Below are 22,468 nucleotides of genomic sequence, written 5' to 3' on the forward strand. Positions count from 1 at the left end.
TGCCGCCCCGAGCCCCTGGCCGGGGCGGTCTTGATTGTGCCCTATCAGCCGCGACCCCTCTTGCATTGGCGTTGCCCTCGGCGTCATGACAACAGACGGCGATGACGCCATGCTGAAAAGGCGCTCGTGCGACCGACACAAGACGCCATTCTGTCAGATGAACCACCACCGGAGTCCCTGCCACATGCCAGACGACACCTCCACGCTCGATGCCTCGCTGCGCGCCCGATTGATCGCTACACGCGACCGGGCCTATGTGCCCTACTCCCGGCACCCGGTGGGGGCGGCCCTTGAGACCCCCGAGGGCGACTGGTTCCTGGGCTGCAATGTCGAGATCGCCAACTACAAGGGGCTGTGCGCCGAGGCCTCGGCGATCGCCGCCATGGTCTCCGCCGGCACCCAGCAGATCGCCACGCTTTACGTGATTGGCCCGGGCGAGCACCTGTGCACCCCCTGCGGCGACTGTCGCCAGCGCATTCGCGAGTTCGCCTCCCCGTCCACACGCATTCATGTGCTGGACGCCGGTGGCCAAGTGCTGAAGAGCTACGACATGGAAACCCTGCTGCCGGACTCCTTCGGCCCGGAGAACATCGGCAAGCCCTCGCCGATGACCGCCTGATACCCGATCGTCGACTGGCAAGCGCCCCGCCCTCGACGTAGCATGCCGCGGGTGGACCGCCGGTCGGATTAAAGCCCTGCCCCGTCAGGCCGATACCTCTTGGATAAGTGTTTATCGGCCGTCGACGCCTCACGGCTGCATATGCCGCGTCATGACGATGCGCACCACAACAACGATTGCCCCGTGAGTCACTTCGGAGCCAGGGAATGCCCAGCGGTCGCTTCAACCCCTTCGAAACCCTCCTGCTGACCAGTCGCAGCCAGGCCGATACGGCCGGGCTGATGCTGCTCGCCTGGGTGATGGCATGCCGAGGCCCCCTGGACGAGAGGCAGCGCGCCTGTCTCGAGACGCTGGCTGATGAGTGCCGACACGGCCACGACCTGGCGCCGATCTTCGCCCTGGCCGATCGTCAGGACTTCGATGCCATCCAACTCGCCGCCGAGGTCATGCAGAAGGATCGCGGCGGCGCACAGGCCTACCCCTTCCTGCGTCAGGCGATTGCCCTCTGCGTCGCCGAGGGCGAGCCGAGCATCGCCCAGCATCATGTGCTGCGCTTTCTCGCCGACCTGCTGGGCGTGGCCCCCGCCGCCTTCGCGACTCTCTACGGCGAACAGGCCGGACGGCCCTATGCCGTGCCCGAGGATCCCAGCCGGCGCGACTACTGGCTGGCCAGGGAGGACAGGCGTCAGCAAGAAGCGGCTCGCCAGCGCGCACAGGAAGAGCGTCACCGCGAGCAGGAGGCGGCCCGGCAACGCGAGCAGGAGGCACGACGCCGGCGCGAACAAGACAGGCAACGCCAGGAAAGGGCGCGCCAAGAGCGGGATAAACAGGAACGGGATAAACAGGAGCGGGACAGACAGGAAAGGGCTGATCGGGACAGGGCTGATCGCGAAAGAGCACGAAGGGAAAACGCCCGCCAGGAGCAGGCCAGGCAAGAGCGAGCCCGACAGCAATACCAGCATCGGCACCGCGAGGAGGCAGGTCATCACCGCCACCGGACGCAGTCCCCTCCCCACGATGCGCAGGCCCGGCGGGCCCTGGCGGTACTCGGCCTGTCCCCGGGCGCCAACCGCGGCGAGATTCGACGCGCCTACCGCCGAATGGCCCAGACGCACCATCCCGACCGTTTCTTCGCCGAGGGCGAGGCACGCATGGCCACCGCCTCGCGGCGCTTTCAGCGGATCAAGAACGCCTATGATTATCTGATGCGAGCGAGCTGAGCATGCGGGATCTCTACCAGCGCCTGAACCTGCCGAGCGACGCCGACGATCACGCCATCCAGCGGGCCATCGCGGCCTGCGATCACAGCGCCCTCAAGGCCGATGCCCAGGCGGTGCTGGGCGAACCCGAGCGGCGCCAGGAATACGATGCTCTGCTCAACGCCCTCAGCGACATCGGCCTGCTGCGGGCACGGCTCGGCCTGACCCACGGCCCCTTCTGGCAGGACAGCACCGCCAACGATTTCTCGCTGCCGCCGGATAACACCGGAGCCCGCCACGATCTGCTGATCGCCCGGGTCGAGCGCGCCGTCGCCCTGCATGACCGTTGGCGGCAATGGCGCGCGCCCTGGCTGCTCCCCGTGTTGCTGCTCGGCGCATCCATCCTGGGCGCCGGCATCGGCGCAGCGCTCTATCACGCCTGGCTCGGCTAGCTCCTGGCTCGGCCTAGCCCGCCCCGGGTGAGCCCTGGGTGCGAGGGGCGCCCGGCGCCGCCGCCCGTCCCGCCTCGCCGACGGAACGTCCCAGCACATCACGCCCCGACGCCGAGCCGTCGCGCTCCCCCTCTTGGTTCATCTCAGATGCCTGGTCGTACAGGGCATCACCGCTCCGGCCTTCCATCTGCAGGCTCAGGCGCGGCATGGCGAGCTCAAGGCCATCCGCTTCCAGGCGCTGCTTGAAGCGCAGGTTGAAGGCGCGGGCCACGTCCCACTGCATCACCGGCGCGGTGCGCATCCGCATCCGCAGTACCGCCGCCCCCTCCTCGAAGCGTTCGATGCCCTGCATCTCCAGCGTCGACCAGATGTGATGGCGCATCAGGGGATCCTGGCGTAGGTCGTCGGCGACCTCGCGCACCAGGCTGATGGCATCGTCGATCTTCATGGCGTGGGGAATGCGCAGGCGCATCAGGGCGATCCCGAACTGGCGCGACATGTTGTGGATCGACTTGATCTGGCTGAAGGTGATGGTATGCACGATGCCGTCCAGGTCGCGCAGCCGCACGGTGCGCAGGGTCAGCCCCTCGACGGTGCCGAGATGGCCGCCCAGATCGACGAAGTCATCGATGGCCAGCGAGTCCTCGATCAGGATGAAGATGCCGGTAATCAGGTCCTGCACCAGCGTCTGGGCACCGAAGCCGATCGCCAGGCCGATCACGCCGGCACCGGCCAGCAGCGGCGTCACATTGACCCCCAGATTGGCCAGGGCCACGATCGAGGCGATCACCACGATGGTGGTGAAGACCACGTTGCGGATCAGCGGCGTGATGGTCTGGGCCCGGGCGCTGTTGACGCGGCGACCGCGAGAGCGACCCGATTTCGACAAGGCCCGCTGGATGGCGGTGTCGGCAAAGATCCAGGCCAGCCAGGCCACCAGCACCGTGAAGCCGATGCCGATCAGCGCCTGGCCGATCCGTGCCCCGGCGGCCTCCTGCCCGACGCCCAGTAACGAGCCGCCCCAGATTCGCATCGACAATTCGGCAAAGGCCGCCCAGCACAGCATGTGCGACAGGGTGTAGCCGAAGCGCTCCAGGCGCCGGCGATACTGCGAGATCCGCTTGCGTCGCTCCAGGGTATCGCCGTAGCGCCTGAGCAGGCCGGTGATCACCAGGGTCAGGATCAGCAGCGCCGCGGTACCGATCGCCCGAGGCAGGGCCTCGCCGGCATCGCCTACCGTCACCACCAGCGCCACCAGCGAGACGCCCACCATCAGCAGCGCCGGCACATGCCACAGGCCACCGAGCACCCGGATCACGTCATTGGTGGTGCTCTGGACCTTGCGCTGCGAATAGGGGCGGTGACGAATCAGGTGCTTGATCGGCTGCTTGAAGCGCAGGATGAAGACCCCGCTCATCAGCGCGGCCAGCAGGTTGGTGACGATCGACAGGAAGGAGGCCAGGTCCTCCCCCAGCTGGATCGTCAAGCGCGAGGCATCCAGTGCATCCCCGAGCGCCATCAGCGCCCCGATCAGGAACAGCCGCTTGAGTGCTCGAGTCCTGAGCGAGCGCACAGCCACATAACGATGCCCACGGGTGAAGGCCGAGAACACCACCTCGCAGCTCGAGGCCAGCAGGCGACCACACAGCGAGACATAGGCGGTGACCAGCGCCAGGCTGACGGCCGCATTGGGCTCGACGAGCTGCGCCATCGCCAGCATGATGGCGAAGGCCACCGCCCAGGGCAGCAGGCGGCGCAGGAAGTGCACGCCGAGCAGCCAGGCCTTCGGCTCTCGCGGCAGCTCCAGGGGCAGGCCAAAGCGGCCCATCATCAGCCTGGCCAGGGCCATCAGCGAAAGCAGCAGGCCGACCCACACCGACAGCATCACCGCGGCCTCCACGGCCAGGCGCAGCAGCTCGACATTGCCCGCATTGCGGACCAGCTCGCCCGCATCCTGCCAGGCCTGGATCAGGCGCTGATGCCACAGGTTCAGCGGCGACTGGCCGTCTTCGGCCTGCTCCCCCAGCTCGTTGAAGGTATCCGCCAGGGCGCCCAGAAGTCCCTGTGGGCCGGCCTCGGCGCGGCCTCCTTCGACCTCAGCGGTGCTGGTGCGCAGCGCCTTCAGCTCTTCCAGCAGCGCGCCGCGTCGCTCGGCATTCTCGAGCGTTGCGATCACGGTATCCAGCGACTCCACCACCGCCCGGGGGGGCGGCTGGCTACCGGACGACTCCCCGGCGAGCCCGGAGAGCCCCAGCCCCGATGCCTGCCCCTGCGCCAGCGACGGCAACAACAGCATGACCATCAGGGCCAAGAGCCCCCGGATCAGCCACTGGCTGGCAGGCGAAGGACGTGATGAAGGCTCGAGCATAAAGACTCCCGTCGTGGCTGAAGGTGAGAAGGGGGCCTGGTCAGGGTAAAGGAATGCCCTGCCCGAGGCATCCTGTCACCGACGGCCGACGCGCTGGCCGGAGCCCGGGCCAGGTATGCTAGGCTGGCGGAGCCAATTCTGGCTCACGGGAGTGTGGCATGGATCCGCAATCGCCCCCTGTTACCACTAACCGGGAAGGCAATCTCCGCCGCGTCGGCGTCGAGATCGAATTCGCCTGCGTCTCTCCATCGGCGGCGGCGAGCCTGGTGGCCGAGCAATTCGGTGGCCAGGTCATCGCCCTCAGCCCCCATCGCTGGAAGGTGGAAGGCACACGCTGGGGTGACTTCACCATCGAGCTCGATGCCAAGATGGTGCACCCGGATGACAAGGTGACCGCCGCTCCACCGAGTGGCGATGATGAATGGGCCCGTCAGCGTCATCAATGGCACATCGAGCTGCATACCCGCTCCCGGGAACTGCTGGGCGACGTGGTGGCCGGCCTGGTGCCGACCGAGATCGTCTGCCCGCCGATGCCCTGGAATGAACTCGCCGAGCTCGATGCGGTGTTCGATGCGCTGCGCCGCCATGGCGCCAAGGGCACCGACGATAGCCTGCTCTACGGGTTCGGGCTGCACCTCAACCCCGAGGTGCCGGGCACCGATGTCGACAGCCTGCTCGCCCACCTGCGCGCCTACCTGCTGCTGGCGCCCTGGCTGCGTGACCAGATCGACATCGACATCACCCGGGAAGTGCTGCCCCATGCCAACCCCTTCCCCAAGGCCTATGCCCTCAAGGTGCTCGATCCGGCCTATGCCCCGGATCTCGACACCCTGATCGGCGACTACCTGCACGACAACCCGACCCGTAACCGGGAACTCGACCTGTTGCCGCTGTTCGCCTGGCTGCGGCCGGACTATCCCGATGCCCTGCTCAAGAACGCGCTGGTCAAGCCGCGGCCGACCTTTCACTACCGGCTGCCCAATGCCCACCTGTCAGCAAAGAACTGGGGCTCGGTGGTGGAATGGAACCGCTGGCTCACCGTGGAGCGCCTCGCCGCCGACCCCGAGCGGCTGGCGGAGCGCACCCACGAATATCTCACCCATCATGCCCGCTCGCCCATGTCGCGCTGGCTTGAGCGGCTCAGGCACTGGATGAAGGACGAATGACCCGACCGCTGATCGGCATCACCACCTCCGATGACAAGAGCCGCCTCGCCTGGGCCTTCGACTGGCTGGCCGTGTGGCGCCATGGCGGGCGCCCGCTGCGGCTGTCGCCGTCACGCCCGGTGCCCAAGACCCTGGACGGTCTGATCATCGGCGGCGGCGATGACATCGAGGCGCACCTCTACGGCGGCGAGGTGCAGCTCGATGTGCGCGTCGACCCCGAGCGCGACGCCCTGGAGCTCGACCTGCTCGAGCGCTTCATCCCCAGTCGCTGCCCGGTGCTCGGCATCTGCCGTGGTGCCCAGCTGATCAACGTATATCTCGGCGGCACCCTGGACAGCGACATCTACACCACCTATCAGGACCTCAAGCGCCGGCGCACCGTGCTACCCCGCAAGACCGTCGATATCGTCGCCGACAGCAAGCTGCATCGCATCCTCGAGGTCAGCTGGTGTCGCATCAACAGCCTGCACCACCAGGCCGTGCAGGAGGCCGGCCGCGGCATCGAGATCGTCGCCCGGGACCGGGACGGCCTGGTACAGGGCATCGAATCGAAGGAGCACGACTTCCTGATCGGCGTGCAATGGCATCCCGAGTGGCTGATCTTCAACCGCCCCCAACAACGGCTGATCCGCGCCCTGGTCGACGCCGCCTGCTGACCGTTTCTCGGCGCCATCCATCACCGCCTGACCGGCGCCATCCCTTTCATCATGCAAGCCCTAGCGCGGCATCACCCTCACCTCACCCTGCGCCTCCAGTGGGCGGGGCCGGTTGATTAGGTAACCCTGGGCATAATCGATCCCCAGAAGTTCGAGCTGGCTCATGATCGCCTCATTTTCGACGAATTCGGCGATGGTTTGCAGGCCGAGGGTGTGGCCGACAGTATTGATCGCCTCGACCATCGCCCGGTCGATAGAATCGCTGTCGATGTCGCGTATGAAGCAACCGTCGATCTTGAGAAAATCCACCGGCAACTGCTTGAGATAACCGAACGACGACAGCCCGGCACCGAAGTCATCGAGCGCGAACTTGCACCCAAGCTCCTTGAGCCGCCAGATCAGCTCGGTAACTCGGGATAGTTGAGCGATCGCCGTACTCTCGGTGATCTCGAAGCACAGCGTGCCTGCCGGTAGCGCCGCACTGGCGACTCGCTCGACCAATTCTTCGCAGAAGCGCTCATCGGATAGCGACGCCCCGGAGAGATTGACCGCCCACAAGCCACACACTTCAACTGATTGATGCCTGTCGGACAACCATGCCAGGACATTACTGATCACCCAACGATCGATCCGAGGCATCAAATTGTAGCGCTCGGCAGCGGGCATGAAGGTCCCCGGCGTGATCAGTCGGTCGCCTTCCTGGATACGCACCAGGATCTCGTGGTGGCGCGACTCGCCGGGCCGGCCGACCGGGACGATCGACTGAGCGAACAACCGCAGTCGATCCTCGTCGAGCGCCGCCTGTAGCCGTGGCACCCATTGCAATGCGCCATGACGCTCCATCAGCACGCTATCGTCCGCCTGGTAGACATGAATACGATTGCGCCCCGCCTCCTTGGCTGCATAGCACGCCGCATCCGCTGCGCTCAGCACATCGCTCAGTGAGCACGCACCCGAGATGCCGACCAAGCCGATGCTGACACCGATCGAGAAAGTCCGACCCTCCCAGGCAAAGCGGAAATCATCGATCGCCTCGCGCAGGCCTTCTGCAAGTGTCTGAGCCTTGTCCAGCAGGCAATCGTAGTAGACGATGCCAAACTCATCGCCGCCCAGCCGGGCGACCAGATCCGACGTTCTCAGGTGTTCGCGCAACAGTGCGCCCACTTGGCGCAGCAGTTCGTCACCGGCCATGTGACCGCAGGTATCGTTGACCACCTTGAACTGGTCGAGATCGAGATAGCACAGGACATGCTGCCCTTTTTCGCGCTCAACCAGTTTGCTCAACGCCACTTCGAAGCACCGCCGGTTGGCCATTCCGGTGAGGGCATCATGATTGGCCTGATGATTGAGCCTGCGTGACAGATCACGGGTCTCAGAGACATCCTGGAAGACCACAACCGCGCCGACAATGCAGCCGTTGCGGGCGCGGATGGGAGCGGCAGAATTCTGCACCGGGCAGGGGTCGGCGTTTTCCACTTTCAGCAGGTGCGAGGCCGAAGCGACGATAGGCTTGCCGTCGCTGAGTACCCGTCGCGCCGGGTTGGCGATCGCCCTGCCGGTCAGCTCGTCGATCAGCTGGTAAACCTTGCCGATCGGCTGGCCAAGCGCTTCCCGATGGCTCCAACCGGTCAGGCGTTGCCCCTCACGATTGATGAAGCGAATCAGCCCACCTTCATCGGTGGTAATCACCCCGTCACCGATCGAGGCCAGCGTGACCTGGGCCAGGTCGCGCTCACGATGCAACTGATCCTGGACGCGCCGGCGCTCGGTGACATCACGCACTAGCGCCGCGCACTCGGCGTCCGAGTCCGCGGCGCCCTCGCTGAACTGCAACTCCAGGTAGCGAGCTCCCTCTACGGGGTCGTTGACACGTATCTCTCGCCGCTGCCCGGGCAGCGGCGGTGTACCGGCGACCAGGCGCTGAAGCGGCTGACCGACGATCTCCACGGCATGGATTCCAAATAGCTTCTCCGCGCCAGGGTTGAGGCTGGTCAAAGTTCCATCGGCACGCCACGTCACCAGCCCGTCACGCAAGTTCTGCACCAGCACCTGGGTTCGTGCCATGGCCTTTTCCAACGCCTCCGACACGCGATTGTAGCTGGCCGCAATCTCCCCCACCTCGGTAAAAGGGTCGGCGGCGACGCGCCCTTTCACATTGCCGCTGCGCTCATGGCGGCGCATCGCTTCAAGCAGATCGAAGAGCTCGCTGCGGGCACCGTGCTCGGCCACATTGAGCCCCAACTGCTCCGCCTCGGGCGAGACTCGCAGCGCCATCAACCGGCCGGTCAGCATCAGCAACAGCCAGGCACTGCCGCCGCCCCACAGTGCGCAGGCCACGATTCCCAGCAATTGCGCCTCGACCTGCTGCCAGCGCGATAGCCCAGTGCCCAGCAACTCGAGATCACCTAGCAGGCCGACCGCCAGCGTGCCCCAGATCCCCGCCACCAGGTGGGCGGGGATCGCCCCCACAGCGTCATCAATGCGCCAGCGCAGTAGTCCCTCGCTGCTGATGACCATCAAGACACCGCTGGCCGCACCGACCACCAGCGACTGCTCGGCAGTCAGCGCATGCGCCCCAGCGGTGATCGCCACCAACCCGGCTATGGCACCGTTCATGGCATAGTTCACTTCGGCATAGCGGCGTAGCCGCCACCCCACCAGCATGCCCGAGAGCACGCCACCAACCGCACCCATCACAGTATTCACAAGCACACCGGGGACCCGCTCGTCGAACGCCATGGTGCTACCGCCATTGAAGCCGAACCAGCCTAGAAACAGCAGCAGCACACCCAGCATTGCCAGCGGCAGGTTGCTGGCAGGCACCGGCGTGGTCGGCTGGCCGTCGACGAACCGCCCGTGACGAGGCCCGATACGCAGCACGGCAACCAGCGCCACCCATCCTCCCAGGCTGTGCACTACCGTCGAACCGGCAAAGTCGACGAAGCCACGCGCCTCTAGCCAGCCCGAATACTCACCCAGCGCGCTGGCCCAGACCCAGTGACCGAACACGGGGTAGATGAGCACACCGACCAATAAAGTGATCAGCAAATAGGCAAGAAACGGCATGCGCTCTGCCACTGCACCGGAGACGATGGTGGTGGCAGTGGCGCAGAACATCGCCTCGAACAGGAAGAAACTGGCAAGCCAGGCATCGTTCCCGACCGCCATCCGCGGCAAAAAATGCGAACCGCCGACAAGACCAGCGATGCTGTCGCCGAACATCAGGCCGAAGCCAAGCAGCCAGAAAGCAGCCACGGTGACCGTAAAATCGGCGAGATTCTTCATCGCCACATTGATGGCATTCTTGCCACGCGTGACGCCCGACTCGAGGCACAGGAAGCCGGCCTGCATGACAAAGACCAGCATGGCGCCCCATAGCACCCACAGCATATCCAGTAGCGGGACATCCATATATATGTGCTCCTAACGCTCAGAGCCCCACATTCACCCCCTGAATGCGGCCATGGAGCCTGGCGCTCTGCAAGAAAACGATAAGCGCAGCGATTACAAGCACCGAAATAGTGCGTCGACGCGCCGTCAAGCGGCTAATAAAGTGCATTCAGGCAATGTCGCTCAGCGACTGCCCGCCTGTACCGCCAATGTCAGACTTTGCCATATTAGTGAAAGCAATAACGGTGCCAGCCGAGTGCGACTGGAGGGCTCCAACGCTCCGGTCGGCCCTGGGAAGGGTGGTTCTGTAGGAGGTCATGGTCCTGGTGGTGGCGACCAGGTCCCGCCTTTTCAACGTTCTCGAGATGAACCATGAGAGCAGACTACCCCCTAACGACGACGGCCCTCCCGGTAAACCGGGAGGGCCGTCTTGTACTTACGGTTTAGTAACTGCTTATTCGTTTCGTTACCAGTACCGCTCGCTATCAATGCCTATTGAAGTGGGCTTTCTGCACGTGGCTTTTTCAGCAGAGCGCCCTGTAATAGGCATTAACCTTCCAGGCGAGCGTCCAGGCTGATCTTGGCATTGAACAGCTTGGAGACCGGGCAGCCTGCCTTGGCCTTGTTGGCGGCATCGTCGAAGGTCGCCTGATCGGCACCGGGAACCTTGGCCACGCAGTCTAAGTGCACGGCGGAGATGGTGAAGCCGCTGTCGTCTTGATCGAGGCTCACGGTGGCCTCGGTCTTGATGCTCTCGGGCTCGAGCCCGGCCTCGCCCAGCATCATCGAGAAGGCCATGGAGAAACAGCTGGCGTGGGCGGCACCGATCAGCTCTTCGGGGTTACTGCCGGCCTGGCCCTCGAAGCGCTGCTGGAAGCCGTAGGGGACGGATGATAGCGCCCCGCTTTCGGTCGAGACCGTGCCCTTGCCCTTTTTCAGACTACCTTGCCATTCAGCGGAACCCTGCTTCTTGATGCTCATACTGCCTCCTTGTACGGATCGCGTTGCGTATCGTGCGTCGGCCCATGCGTCATGCGGCCCGCATGGTGTCTGGCCCGGACGATGCCGGGCCCGGATAGGGTCTAGCCCAGCGCGGCCATGGCGGCCTGATAGTCCGGCTCATCCTTCAGCTCACCGACCAGCTGGCTGTGGATCACCCGGTCTTGCTCATCGATGACCACCACCGCCCGGGCGGTCAGCCCGGTCATCGGCCCGCTCGCGAGTGCCACGCCATAGGCGCGATGAAAGTCCGGATGGCGAAAGGTCGAGAGCGTCTCGACGTTGTCCAGGCCCTCTGCACCACAGAAGCGCTTGGCGGCAAACGGCAGATCCGCCGAGACCACCAGCACCACGGTGTTATCGAGCCTTGAGGCGTACTCATTGAACTTGCGGGTCGAAGTGGCGCAGGTCGGGGTATCGACGCTGGGGATGATGTTCAGGACCTTGCGCTTGCCGGCATAGTCGGCAAGGGTCACGTCCTCCAGGGCCTGGTTGGTCAGGGTAAAGGCCGGGGCCGTTTGGCCACTCTGGGGGAGCTCACCGTCGACCTCGACGGGGGTACCGGCACGGGTGATCTGCGTCATGTCACCTCCTTCAGCATCGGGCCATCGGAATGAAGGCCCGGGAAAGGTCACCTATCACTTACTCTGGCGCCTACCTCTTCTGTGGTGATGGTGGCGCCGGGAATCAAGGGCGGCCCGCGCCTACCGTCGTCAACGCCGCCAGCTTCGTTGCCAGTGCCTCGCCACCCAGGGCCGTCATGGCGGCGGCATTGCGCTCGGGAATGGCCTCCGGGTCCGGGTAGTGCGCCAGGGCCTCGGCGATGGCGTCTTCTCGCAGCAGATGCAGCATCGGCCAGGGCGAGCGGTTGGTGTAATTGGTCGGATCATCCTCCTCGACACCCTCGAAGCAATAGTCCGGATGGAAGCTCGCCAGCTGGTAGACACCCTCGTAGCCCTGCTCCTCGAACAGCGCCTCGGCGACGCCCAGCAGGTCCAGATAGTCATCGAAGTCGTTCACCCCGTCGGCGAGCACCAGCAGCGTGGTGGAAAGCGCAGGATCCTCGTCCAGTCGTCGGCACTCCTCGAGCAGCGCCCCCAGGGTCTCGGCCCAGTCGTGCGCCGACACCGCCACGTAGCGAATGGTCTGGCGCTTCACCTCACGCCCGGCGAAGGGGCACAGGTTGCGAGGCACCACGAAGTCCTCGACCCAGGCGCGGGACGCGGCGAGGGCCCGGTCGGAGAGAGCCCGATCAGCATGAACACCGTCGGAAGCGGCAGAAGAAGCAGGAGTGGAAGCGGAGGACATCGGCGACTCGTCGGCAGGAAAATGGCAGGCCCCGACATTGTAGCCGATCGATGCGGCGCCAGCGTCAGACAGCGGGTGACCCGACAGCACGCCTGCAGAGCGGAGCTAGCCGTCGGCGCGACGTCGGTAACGCCGCGAGGCCAGTCGGTCGGCCAGCCGAGTGGGTTCGGGCAGCTTGGTACGGCCCAGGCAAGCCTGCGCCCAGTCGACGGCGGTGACCAGCGACAAGCGATGCCCCGGGGACACGAAGACCGGCTTGACGCCTGCGCGGGAGCGCAACACGGCCCCGATGCACTCGTCGCCATCCATCAGCGGCGTCCAGTCGCCGCGGCGCTCTGGCACCTCGGCGTGGCGCCCGCACAGCCGGGTCTTGGCGATGCCGATGGTGGGCAGGTCGAGCCACAGCCCCAGATGCGCCGCGATGCCGAGCCGGCGAGGATGGGCGATGCCCTGTCCATCGACCATCACCAGATCGGGACGCCGGGAAAGCCGCGAGAAGGCAGCAAGCGCCGCCGGCAGCTCGCGAAAGGCCAGCAGCCCCGGCACGTAGGGAAAGCGGGTGGGCTCGCGATGCACGACCTCCTCGAGGACGGCAAGCCCCGGCCAGGCCAACAGCACGACGGCGGCGCGAGTGATCGCGCCGCCGTCCTCGAAGCCGATATCCACCCCGGCAATGCATGTCACCGCGGCAAGCCGGTCCTCATGTTCGAGCCGCAAAGCCAGTCGCTTCTGTAATGCGATCGCCTCGCTGGGCGTCAGCGCCCAGTCGTGCAGGCCGGTCGTCTGTGGCCAGCGCACCGTAGAATCAATCGCAGAAGCCCCAGCCCTCGAGCAGCATGCGAAGCTTCTCGACACGCGCGCGATTCTTGCCCAGATCGGTGACGCCTAACCGGGAGGCGCTGCGAACATGGCAGACACCCTCTTCCTCCGACCAGAAGAACTCCAGGTCGTCGATGAACCCCAGCGGCGAATGGCATTCGGCATGCAGGTAGGTATCGGTCGCCGTGATCACTTCGGCCTGTTCACAGCCGGCGATCGCCGTCTGCAGGCGCTTCATCAGCTGCGCCGGCGTACGATCCCCCAGTTCCAGCGGCGCGATGTAGTGGGTCCTGTCCTCGACCGGCGCCTCGCTGGAGACGCTGCTGTGCTGGTCGTCGCAGATGGCGAGATGGCCATCATGGATCCCCAGGTTGGCGGGACGCTTGCTGGTCAGCGGGTTGGTCATCATAGGCTGCATCCTTAACGGTCTGATCGCTTGTTATACGGTTGTTGTTCGCGGGTGGTGTGATGCCCGGCCAATGAAGGTCGGTCTTCCTGTTCAGGGCGTGCTCGAGCGGCGCCTGACCCATGGATGCCATCCCTGCATCGAAAGGCCTGGTGGCAGGCCTGCATCCGCGACATGAATCGACACCGTCTCTTCATGTCCTCCTTCGGCTATCCAGAGTCGCCAGAAGCCAGCATCTATGCGAAGGATCTTATGCTGCGAAAGAACTTATGCTGCGAAGGGACTTAATGCTGCAAAAATACCTTTATGCGACATAACGCATATGGATGACCCTGAACATAAGGACTTAAGCAAAATTGCATAAGCAATTTGTTCGCCCTTGGCAACTCATCTTTAGTCAAGTCCACATCCGGGGCCTTTGCAAGCGGCATGGCGTCGGTGGAGCGTCCATGGTCTCGACGCTGAATCCACGCTCGCCGCGCGCCCCTGCAGTGAAGGGCCCATCGGCAGTATGATGGTGCCCTGTCATTCATGGACGTCGCGGAGCCCGCCTTGAAGCTGATTCACACCTCGGACTGGCACCTCGGCCAGACCTTTCACGGCCAGGAACGCCATGTCGAGCATCGGGCCTTTCTTACTTGGCTGCTCCAGACCCTGGACGTCCGCCAGGCCGATGCCCTGCTGGTCGCCGGGGACCTGTTCGATGTGGTCAATCCCTCGCTGAAGGCGCAGGAGCTGCTCTACGACTTCATCGTCGAGGCCCATCGACGTCTGCCGACGCTGGATATCGTGCTGATCGCCGGCAACCACGACAGCGGCAACCGGGTCGAGCTGCCCGCTCCGTTGATGAAACGCCTCAACACCCATGCCCTGGGCCGGGTGCACTGGCAGGACGACGGCAGCCTGGATGCCGAGCGCCTTCTGGTGCCGCTGACCGATGCCGCCGGCGAGACCCGCGCCTGGTGCCTCGCGCTGCCCTTCCTGCGCCCGGCGGAGGTGACCGGCCGCACGGGTCCAGCGGCGAGCAAGGAAGAATCCAGCGCCTCCGATGGCCGCGATGACACCGCTGACCGGCATGACTACGTGGCCGGCATCGGTGCCGTCCATGAACAGCTGATCGCTGCCGCCCGCGATCGGCGCCAGCCGGATCAGGCCCTGATCGCCATGAGCCATGCCCACCTGCGCGGCGCCGCCGTCTCGGAAGCCAGCGAGCGGCCGATCGTGATCGGCGGCGAGGAGTCGCTCTCGGCGAGCCTCTTCCCCGACGACATCGCCTATGTGGCGCTCGGTCACCTGCACCGCCCCCAGCAGGTCGGCGACGCGCGCATCCGCTACAGCGGCAGCCCCATTCCGCTGGACTTCAGCGAGGTCGACTACCCCCACCAGGTGGTGGAGGTGACTCTCGAAGGCGACACCCTCGCCGCCACCGAGAGCCTGCCAATTCCCCGCAGCGTGGCGCTCAAGCGCCTAGGCCCCGCCGATCTCGACACCGTGCTCGCCGAGCTTGAAGCGCTCGAGGACGATCCCGACCTGCCGACCGAACGCCGGCCCTGGCTCGAACTGCGCGTCGACCTGGATGGCCCGCAGCCCGACCTGCGGGCTCGGGTCGAGGCCGCGCTGGAAGGCCGCGCCCTGCGCCTGCTGCGCATTCACACCCGTTACCCCAAGGCCCGCGGCGAGGCCGCCGGCTCGCGCCGGGTAACCCTCGACAGCCTGGGCCCCCAGGCGCTGTTCGCTCGCGCCTGGGAAGAGGAATATGGCGAGCCCGCCGACGAGGCGGTCACACGCGACTTCGCCCAGCTGTTGCAGGAGGTGATGGATGAGGACGTGATGGATGACGAAGACGCTTCTCACACCAGCACCGAGGGGGCTCGGCCATGAAGATCCTCGCCATCCGCCTCGAGAACCTTGCCTCGCTGGCTGGCCATCAGTCGCTCGACTTCACCGCCGCGCCCCTGCGCGATGCCGGCCTCTTCGCCATCACCGGCCCCACCGGCGCCGGCAAGAGCACCCTGCTCGACGCCCTGTGCCTGGCGCTCTATGGCAATACCCCGCGGCTGCGCGGCGCCCGCCAGGACCAGGCCCGGGTCCCGGACAGCGGCGACACCGACGTGACCAGCTTCGACCCCCGCACCCTGCTGCGCCGCGGCGCCGGCCAGGGCCATGCCGAGGTCGACTTCCTGGGCCGGGACGGGCGTCGCTATCGGGCCCGCTGGGCGGTGCGCCGCGCCCGCGGCAAACCCGACGGCCGCCTTCAGGGTGCCGAGCAGTCGCTGCGTGACCTGGACGCCGATCGCCTGCTGACCGCCCAGAAACGCGAGTTCGAAAAGCAGCTGCCGGCGGTGCTCGGCCTCAATTTCGACCAGTTCACCCGCGCCGTGATGCTCGCCCAGAGCGAGTTCGCCGCCTTCCTCAAGGCCGACGACAACGCCCGTAGCGACCTGCTCGAGAAACTCACCGACACCGCCGAGTACTCCAAGCTCTCCATCGCCGCCTTCCAGCGTGCCAAGGTCGACCGCGAGGCGGTCGCCGCACTGAACGCGCAGCTCGCCGACGACCGCCCCGCCGAGCCCGAGGCCCGCGCCGAGCTGGAACGCGCCGCCGAGGCTACCGAGCGCGAACTCACCGCCCACCAGCAGGAGTCGCGACGCCTGGAGACGCAAGCGCAGTGGCTTGCCACCGACGAACGGCTGAGTGCGGCCTACCGGGATGGCCTCGCGCAGCAGCGAGACGCCGAGGCCCGCTGGCAGGCCCTCGCCCCCGCCCGGGCCGACCGGGAGTGGCGCCGACTGCTCGCCCCCAAGCGCCATCGCCTCGCTCGCCAGGCCGAACTGCCCGGCGAGATCGCGCGCCTCGAGGCGACCCGTGCGGCCACACGGCAGGCCCTGAAGAGCGCCGAGACCGACCGGCAGACCGCCACCGAGCAACGCGACGCGGCCGAGAAGGCCCTGCAGGAAGCCGGCGAGGCTCGCCAGGCGGCCGAGCCCGGGCTGCGCCAGGCTCGGGAGCAGGCTCAGCGACGCGACAGCCTGGCGCAACGCCTGGCAGAGCTCGAGGAGAGTCACCGGCAGCGCAAACGACAGGCGCATCAGGTCAATGAGCGACAACGACAGGCCGAGGCCCGCCAGCAGGAGCACCAGTGCCGAGTCGATGACTGGCAGACCCGGTTGCGAGAACTCATGGGGGAGCACTCCCAACTGAGCGATGCGCGCCAGGCGGCTCAGCAGGCTCACGACCGAGCCGCGCGGCGTCAGCTGGCGCTGAGCGAGCTCGCTAGCCGCTGGCAGGACGCCCACCAGGCCCTCGAGGCCCATCAGAGCCTGGCCCGTCGCCTGAAGAACGACGAGGCGCAGAAAGAGCACACCGAGAGCCAAGGAAAGGCCGCCCGTCGGCGGCTGGATGAACACCTGCGGCACTACGAGAGCGTGCGAGCCTTCGTCGAGCGCAACCGGGCCGTGCGCAGCGAGAGCGTGCTCCGGCTGCGCGAGGGCCTCACCGATGGCGAGCCCTGCCCCGTATGTGGCGGCCACGACCACCCCTGGCGTCACCAGCCGCCGGCCACGCCCGAGGCGGCACAGCTCGCCGCCCAGCAGGCCGAGGAGGAGCGCCAGCTCGCCGACGCCAAGCAGCACTGCGATACCGCCCAGCAGGAACGCGACGAGCTGCTGGGCCAGTACCTCGCCCTCGAAACCTCGATCGCCCAGCAGCGTCGTGATCTCGAGGCCGCCGAGACACGATACGCACAGGCGAAGCGGGCACTCACCGACCACCCCATGTACCGCGAGCTCGATGCCATCGAGCCAAGCGAGCGTGGGGCCTGGCTCGCGCACCAGCGCGAGCAGAGCGATCGCGCCCGCCACCAGCATGAACAGGCCCTCGAGGCCCTGACCCGCGCCGAGGCCGAGCTGGCGCCGCTTCAGGAGGCACTGCGTCAGGACGAGCTGGCCCTCGCCCAGCTCACGGCCCAGCGACAAGGCATCGATCAGGAACTGGCGAGCCTGTCCGAGCGGCTGCCGCCGCTCAGACAGGAGCGCGACGAGGCCGCCCGCGAGCTCGAGACCCTGCTCGGCGAGCACGCCAGCGCCGATGCCTGGCAGCAGCGTCTGGAAGAGCGCCAGGAGGCGGCCCGCCAGGCCAGGGAGGCCGCCCAGGCGCGGCTGCACGACGCCGACCGCCGCCAGGGCCAACTCGACCAGCAGGCCCGTCACGAGGCCGACCAGCTCAAGCGCCTCGAGGAGGAACGCGAACCCCTGGAGCGAGAGCTGCATGAGTGGCGCCAGGCACACCCGGCCCTGGACGATGACACCCTCGCCCGGTTGCTAGCCCAGCCTGACGAGGAAGCCGAGCGCCAGGAGCGGGAGCTTGGCGAGGCCGAGGAAGCCCGCCAGCGCCGCGACGCCAGCCTCAACGAGCGTCGTGTGGCGCTGCTCGACCATCGCCGCGATCAGGCGCTGGTCGATGACGAGAACGCCGAGGACAATCGCCTGCTGAGTGACGAGGCAGACGAGGCGATACGCCGCCGCCAGGCACGGCTGACCGAGGCCCAGGCCGAGCTCGCGCCCCGGCGCGACGCCGCCCAAAAGGCCCGCGACGAGGCCGTGCATGCCCTGCGCGACGACGATCGCCGCCGCCAACGCCAGCAGACGGCGCAGGCCGAGCTCGATGCCGCCCTCGCCGAGCAGCGGCGCTGGGGGCGCATCAGCGCCCTGATCGGCTCCGCCGACGGCAAGGCCTTCCGCCGCATCGCCCAGGCCTACAACCTGGAACTGCTTCTCGACCATGCCAACGCTCACCTGACCAACCTGGCGCCCCGCTACCGGCTGCGCCGCGGCGGCAGCCCCCTGGGGCTGCTGGTCGAGGATCACGACATGGCCGACGAGCAGCGCTCGGTGCATTCGCTGTCCGGCGGCGAGACCTTCCTGGTCTCGCTGGCACTGGCCCTCGGACTCGCCTCCATGGCCTCCGGCGAACTCGCCATCGAGTCGCTGTTCATCGACGAGGGCTTCGGCAGCCTCGATCCCCAGTCCCTGGCGCTGGCCATGGAAGCACTGGACGGCCTGCAGGCTCAGGGCCGTCGGGTCGGCGTGATCTCGCATATCCAGGAGATGCACGAACGCATCCCGGTGCAGATCCAGGTCGGCCCGCAGGGCAACGGCGCCAGCCGGCTGACGCTGGTGGGCGACTGACGCCCGTGACCACGACCTCGCCAGTTGGCGAGGGCCAACAGACGAGAAAGCGACTCGCCCTATCAGCGCGCATGATGCGGCAATAGGCGAGCCGCTCCCCCACAAGGAACCCCGCATGTCACAGGCCGCAGACACTTCGACCCGCAGCACCCTGATCACCGGCTGCTCGAGCGGCATCGGCCATGCCGCCGCCCACGCCCTGACCAGGCGCGGCTGGCGGGTATTCGCCACCGCACGGGCCGAGGCCGACGTCAAGCGTCTGGAAGAAGAAGGCCTGGAAGCGCTGGTGCTAGACCTGGATAGCAGCGCCTCGATCGAGGCCGCGGTGGAAACCATCAAGGAGCGCACCGGCGGGCGACTGACGGCGCTGTTCAACAACGGCGCCTACGGCCAGCCCGGTGCGGTGGAGGATCTCTCCCGCGAGGCGCTGCGAGCTCAGCTCGAGACCAACCTGCTGGGCACCCACGAGCTCACCACCCGGGTGCTGCCGATGATGCGCGCTCAGGGCCATGGGCGCATCGTGCAGAACAGCTCGGTGCTCGGCTTCGCCGCCCTGCCCTATCGCGGCGCCTATGTGTGCTCCAAGTTCGCCCTCGAAGGCCTCACCGATACCCTGCGCATGGAGCTCAAGGGCAGCGGCGTCCATGTCAGCCTGATCGAGCCCGGCCCCATCACCAGCCGCTTTCGCGAGAACGCCTATCGCGCCTTCCAGGCGCATATCGACACCGCCCACAGCGCCCATGCCACCACCTACCAGAAGGTGGAGGCTCGCCTCGCCAGTAGCGACGGCAAGGCGCCCTTCACCCTGGAGCCCGAGGCCGTGGTAGATAAGCTCATCCACGCCCTGGAAAGCCGCCGCCCCCGGCCCCGCTACGCCGTGACCGTGCCCACGCACCTGTTCGCGGTGTTGAAGCGCATTCTGAGTTCGCGAGGGATGGATCGGGTGCTGTTGCGTTCGACGAAGGATGAAAGGGAGTGAGCGCCAGCAGAAAACCACCGCCGGCCGGCCACTAAACAGCATAAGAGTACCCAGTCGAAACCGGCCGAATGGTCGGTTTTCAACCGAACACACACGGAGATGACCTACATGCCGTCACCAAATAGGCGTCCGCTTACGGCCAAAAGCGGTCGTTGATATTAACGCCGCCAGGATGCGCGGCTACGAAATGTAGGCGAAGCCGCAATGTAGTAGACGTCGCCGTGCCTGGCTTGGTTATGCATTTATTTGATGCCATAGCGTGAAAGCCGCAACTAAAAGCGGAAAAAATATATCGATCGAGTTTCTGGCAAGAGACCACCACATAAAGCTCCAGCCATGGCGATGGATAATGACCTTGGAGTTTGTTTTCACATGCTTGAGGAAATCCCTATATCCCATTTGTTCTCTTGCATCCGGAAATTCCGCCTTTTGTGCGCCGTACACAAGAAGTTTGCCGTCAACCTGCATGTATATAAAAAATTTTACCAAGTAGTAAATCACCACTAGAAACAGAAAGTTTGGAATAAGCTCCTGCTTGTCTGGCGAGATCGATATACCTAGTGGCTCAACACTCGTGGGGACGAGGTCACCTTTGATGATCATCAGTAGGGTGACAGAGAAAATCAGTAGATTCCGCCTGACTTTCCGCGTGGTTTCGCTGAGGGCACTACTGAGGAAAATTTCCTGAAAATCTCTCATTTAGATGACAACTCGTTCACTGCATAACGCCAGCGGCAGGGGCGCGACGTCAGGAGCGTCCCTTGCCCGCAATGGTTATGTGGCATTGTGCCTCTGAACCCCAAAAATGCCGCCACCAAGGTAGTTCATCGGGTTCCCATTTTGCCCACTTTTTTTGTGGAGTTCTTTTACTAACTGTTCCGTATCTTCTATGGCCCGCCTAGCATTCCCTATTGTTGAATATTCCTGCCACTCACTCTCAGTCGTGAGGCGAAAAGAGTCGCCCGGAAGATCTACTTCTTTTCTTACGGATTCGGTGGTTGTTTTCCCGTGGGCCATTCTATCTCTGAAAGCAAACAATTCGTGCAAGGTTGAATATGGACGCTGGCTGAAATCTGGTTCAATATCAGCCTCGCCACAGAGGGTCTTAAACTTTTTAAGCTTTGACAAAGATCTTTCTTTTCTATCCCAATCATCGTGTTTTAACTGGCCAAGATGATTAAGGTAAGCCTCGATAGTAAACGCGCAATAGATGAGGCAGCTTACTAGATTGTATAGCTGGCCATTTTGATCTCGCTCAGCCTGTTCCAACATCGCTTTGGCTCCTACGAACATATAAGCGAATGTGTTTGTTGTTTGCCGACCTGACACTGTGGCCTTACTCATGACTACCTCGTGACACATAAAAGGTATTAGACAGCCCGCTCGTTTATTGACTTGAACGAGCGCGCGCGTTCAACATTCTTATGCCGCCACATCAACCCATTGATTTTTCGGTGTATTTTCGTTGACGTGGCTATATAACACCAATAAACGCGCATGTTGCCTTTGCTGGCTCGACCACTTTGGGTCGATAGCAGCCCCTTTCTCCGTCTTCATCATTCAGCTTCCTGGCGAAATACCAGATACTGATGCTCGCACTTCCGGCAGGTGGCGGTGTAGGTCGGGCCGTCCTTGTTCACCCTGACGCTTTTCCACTCACAGGCGGGGCATGGCTGCTTCAAGGAGGTATTGGTGCCGCAGCCTTTGCACTTCACATAGTATCCATATTGGCCATACATGCCTGTCAGGCACTCGACTTCCCCGCATGATTTGCAGGCCACCAGACTTTCAGCAGACGTATCCTGAATCTCTGAGCTGGCACTGGCGATGGGCTGATGAGTAGCGGCAAGGGAATCGGTAGAAGCCTCGTCGGCAGACATGCGGCTCAATGGGCTATAAGGCACGGCGGGCGCCTCTGCCACTTCCATGGCAGAAGAAGTCACTTCCTCATGGGCCGGATTCACCTTTTCATCATTTGCCAGTAGGAAGCTCCCTATATCCTCCAGTTCCTGAGCCGCGAATCTGGGTTTCCCCTTCATGAAAGAGGGGGCAAGCGACATGCTGCCAACAAGCTCGCGAATCTTGCCGGCCAGAAACTCCGTCTTGACGACCTGCGCGGAGACATCATTTGGCATCATGTCTCGATGCAGGATGGCACTGCTGGATACCGCACACAGTGTCTTCCAGTCTCGTCCTCGAACCTTAATCTGGATACCGAGCAACTTTCCAAGGAAGTGCTCGACGTTGGCCCCGAGAAATGAGCGCAGTAGCTTAAGTTGGAGTTCGGCCTGACGGATCGGGGATGGCATGCCGCGCCAGTTGCCCTGGTAACTGCGCGACCACTCCCCTTCGGCATTGACCTTGACCTCACCGACGATGCTCTTGGATTCGATGATGATGAAGCCAAACGGGTGAATCACCAGATGATCGATCTGCGCACGCTCACCCTTATGCTCGATGCGCAGGTCATTGATGATGTGAATCTGGTCGTGCTCGCCGAACTCGCGGCGCAGGTGGAAGGCGACATCCTGCTCCTGTTTGTGGCCGTAATAGCCACGCATGTCGCTGTCACGGGCGTCGGCGCTTGAACAGGCGTCCTTTTCCTTGAGTATCATCTTTCGTTCCCTGAAGGCGTTGGCGGTCACTCCATTAACCGCACCCAACAATATTGTCCGACTATAACAGCCGCCGAGCCAGCGTACAGCCGCATCTCCCCCATCAGCCGATACCGAACGGACCTTCCGACACCCGAGGGCACGGCGATTGCAGGCCAGGCGCACACTCCGAGGCTCACTACAAAAGCGGCCGTCAGACGAATCTGACGGCCGCATATTACTATGTCTCAGCAGACGAAAACCGTCGCTGCGACACTGGCTGCCGTGAAGACGATACGCTCCACGGCAGCTTCACTACGTTAACTA

19 protein-coding genes are annotated in these 22,468 nt (G+C 64.7%); 8 read left to right on the plus strand and 11 right to left on the minus strand.

Annotated features, from left to right (window positions below):
* Window positions 1–157 precede the first annotated feature (157 nt).
* The 3 genes from cdd to IEJ03_RS11850 all read left to right on the plus strand — a co-directional run bounded on the left by cdd (window position 158) and on the right by IEJ03_RS11850 (window position 2,270).
* Entirely contained in the window at window positions 158–619 is a 462-nt protein-coding gene (gene cdd / locus IEJ03_RS11840; RefSeq protein WP_347400980.1) for a cytidine deaminase, read from the plus strand.
* Window positions 620–825: 206 nt separating this feature from the next.
* The gene (locus tag IEJ03_RS11845; RefSeq protein WP_192035056.1) at window positions 826–1,839 is read left to right on the plus strand and encodes a DnaJ domain-containing protein; all 1,014 of its coding nucleotides are present in this window, start codon (window positions 826–828) and stop codon (window positions 1,837–1,839) included.
* 2 nt (window positions 1,840–1,841) lie between these two features.
* On the plus strand, window positions 1,842–2,270 hold the full coding sequence (locus IEJ03_RS11850) for a hypothetical protein (RefSeq protein WP_192035057.1): 429 nt from the start codon (window positions 1,842–1,844) through the stop codon (window positions 2,268–2,270).
* A gap of 13 nt (window positions 2,271–2,283) precedes the next feature.
* Here the strand turns inward: IEJ03_RS11850 and IEJ03_RS11855 are convergent, their stop codons facing one another.
* Window positions 2,284–4,638, minus strand: coding sequence for a mechanosensitive ion channel family protein (locus tag IEJ03_RS11855; protein ID WP_192035058.1), 2,355 nt, complete (start codon window positions 4,636–4,638; stop codon window positions 2,284–2,286).
* 158 nt (window positions 4,639–4,796) lie between these two features.
* Between IEJ03_RS11855 and IEJ03_RS11860 the strand changes: the two genes are divergently transcribed.
* Both IEJ03_RS11860 and IEJ03_RS11865 read left to right on the plus strand, forming a co-directional pair.
* A complete protein-coding gene (locus tag IEJ03_RS11860; RefSeq protein ID WP_192035059.1) occupies window positions 4,797–5,804 on the plus strand; it encodes an amidoligase family protein in 1,008 nt (335 codons plus the stop codon).
* Window positions 5,801–6,460, plus strand: a complete 660-nt coding sequence (locus tag IEJ03_RS11865) for a type 1 glutamine amidotransferase (RefSeq protein WP_192035060.1) — start codon at window positions 5,801–5,803, stop codon at window positions 6,458–6,460. The genes IEJ03_RS11860 and IEJ03_RS11865 overlap by 4 nt, the downstream gene beginning before the upstream one ends.
* 60 nt (window positions 6,461–6,520) lie before the next feature.
* Here IEJ03_RS11865 and amt read toward each other — a convergent pair whose 3' ends face one another.
* The 6 genes from amt to IEJ03_RS11895 form a co-directional block, all read right to left on the minus strand.
* Complete coding sequence (gene amt, locus IEJ03_RS11870; protein WP_192035061.1) at window positions 6,521–9,871, minus strand: ammonium transporter; 3,351 nt, start codon at window positions 9,869–9,871, stop codon at window positions 6,521–6,523.
* Window positions 9,872–10,399: 528 nt separating this feature from the next.
* Window positions 10,400–10,831: an OsmC family protein gene (locus tag IEJ03_RS11875; RefSeq protein ID WP_192035062.1), complete on the minus strand. Its 432-nt coding sequence runs from the start codon at window positions 10,829–10,831 to the stop codon at window positions 10,400–10,402.
* Window positions 10,832–10,932: 101 nt separating this feature from the next.
* Window positions 10,933–11,433, minus strand: a complete 501-nt coding sequence (gene tpx, locus IEJ03_RS11880; protein ID WP_192035063.1) for a thiol peroxidase — start codon at window positions 11,431–11,433, stop codon at window positions 10,933–10,935.
* A 103-nt stretch (window positions 11,434–11,536) separates the two neighbouring features.
* Window positions 11,537–12,157 (minus strand): DUF1415 domain-containing protein, encoded by a 621-nt coding sequence (locus IEJ03_RS11885; RefSeq protein WP_192035064.1) that lies wholly within the window; start codon window positions 12,155–12,157, stop codon window positions 11,537–11,539.
* A gap of 105 nt (window positions 12,158–12,262) precedes the next feature.
* Window positions 12,263–12,955, minus strand: coding sequence for a deoxyribonuclease V (nfi, locus tag IEJ03_RS11890; RefSeq protein ID WP_192035065.1), 693 nt, complete (start codon window positions 12,953–12,955; stop codon window positions 12,263–12,265).
* A gap of 7 nt (window positions 12,956–12,962) precedes the next feature.
* Window positions 12,963–13,385, minus strand: a complete 423-nt coding sequence (locus tag IEJ03_RS11895; protein WP_192035066.1) for a DUF1499 domain-containing protein — start codon at window positions 13,383–13,385, stop codon at window positions 12,963–12,965.
* A 549-nt stretch (window positions 13,386–13,934) separates the two neighbouring features.
* On the opposite strand from IEJ03_RS11895, the gene IEJ03_RS11900 reads away from it, so the two are divergent.
* The 3 genes from IEJ03_RS11900 to IEJ03_RS11910 all read left to right on the plus strand — a co-directional run bounded on the left by IEJ03_RS11900 (window position 13,935) and on the right by IEJ03_RS11910 (window position 19,547).
* Window positions 13,935–15,263, plus strand: a complete 1,329-nt coding sequence (locus IEJ03_RS11900; protein ID WP_192035067.1) for an exonuclease SbcCD subunit D C-terminal domain-containing protein — start codon at window positions 13,935–13,937, stop codon at window positions 15,261–15,263.
* On the plus strand, window positions 15,260–18,568 hold the full coding sequence (locus tag IEJ03_RS11905) for an AAA family ATPase (protein ID WP_192035068.1): 3,309 nt from the start codon (window positions 15,260–15,262) through the stop codon (window positions 18,566–18,568). Before IEJ03_RS11900 ends, IEJ03_RS11905 begins: the two co-directional genes overlap by 4 nt.
* 115 nt (window positions 18,569–18,683) lie before the next feature.
* The gene (locus tag IEJ03_RS11910) at window positions 18,684–19,547 is read left to right on the plus strand and encodes an SDR family oxidoreductase (RefSeq protein WP_192035069.1); all 864 of its coding nucleotides are present in this window, start codon (window positions 18,684–18,686) and stop codon (window positions 19,545–19,547) included.
* A gap of 234 nt (window positions 19,548–19,781) precedes the next feature.
* On the opposite strand, the gene IEJ03_RS11915 is transcribed toward IEJ03_RS11910, so the two are convergent.
* The 4 genes from IEJ03_RS11915 to IEJ03_RS11930 form a co-directional block, all read right to left on the minus strand.
* Window positions 19,782–20,246: a hypothetical protein gene (locus IEJ03_RS11915; protein ID WP_192035070.1), complete on the minus strand. Its 465-nt coding sequence runs from the start codon at window positions 20,244–20,246 to the stop codon at window positions 19,782–19,784.
* A 75-nt stretch (window positions 20,247–20,321) separates the two neighbouring features.
* The gene (locus IEJ03_RS11920; RefSeq protein WP_192035071.1) at window positions 20,322–20,891 is read right to left on the minus strand and encodes a hypothetical protein; all 570 of its coding nucleotides are present in this window, start codon (window positions 20,889–20,891) and stop codon (window positions 20,322–20,324) included.
* A gap of 78 nt (window positions 20,892–20,969) precedes the next feature.
* Entirely contained in the window at window positions 20,970–21,107 is a 138-nt protein-coding gene (locus IEJ03_RS11925) for a hypothetical protein (RefSeq protein WP_192035072.1), read from the minus strand.
* Window positions 21,104–22,162, minus strand: coding sequence for a nuclease-related domain-containing protein (locus tag IEJ03_RS11930; RefSeq protein WP_192035073.1), 1,059 nt, complete (start codon window positions 22,160–22,162; stop codon window positions 21,104–21,106). The genes IEJ03_RS11925 and IEJ03_RS11930 overlap by 4 nt, the downstream gene beginning before the upstream one ends.
* Between the last annotated feature and the right edge of the window lie 306 nt (window positions 22,163–22,468).

The sequence above is a fragment of the Halomonas sp. YLGW01 genome (assembly GCF_014840935.1).
Taxonomy (GTDB): domain Bacteria; phylum Pseudomonadota; class Gammaproteobacteria; order Pseudomonadales; family Halomonadaceae; genus Onishia.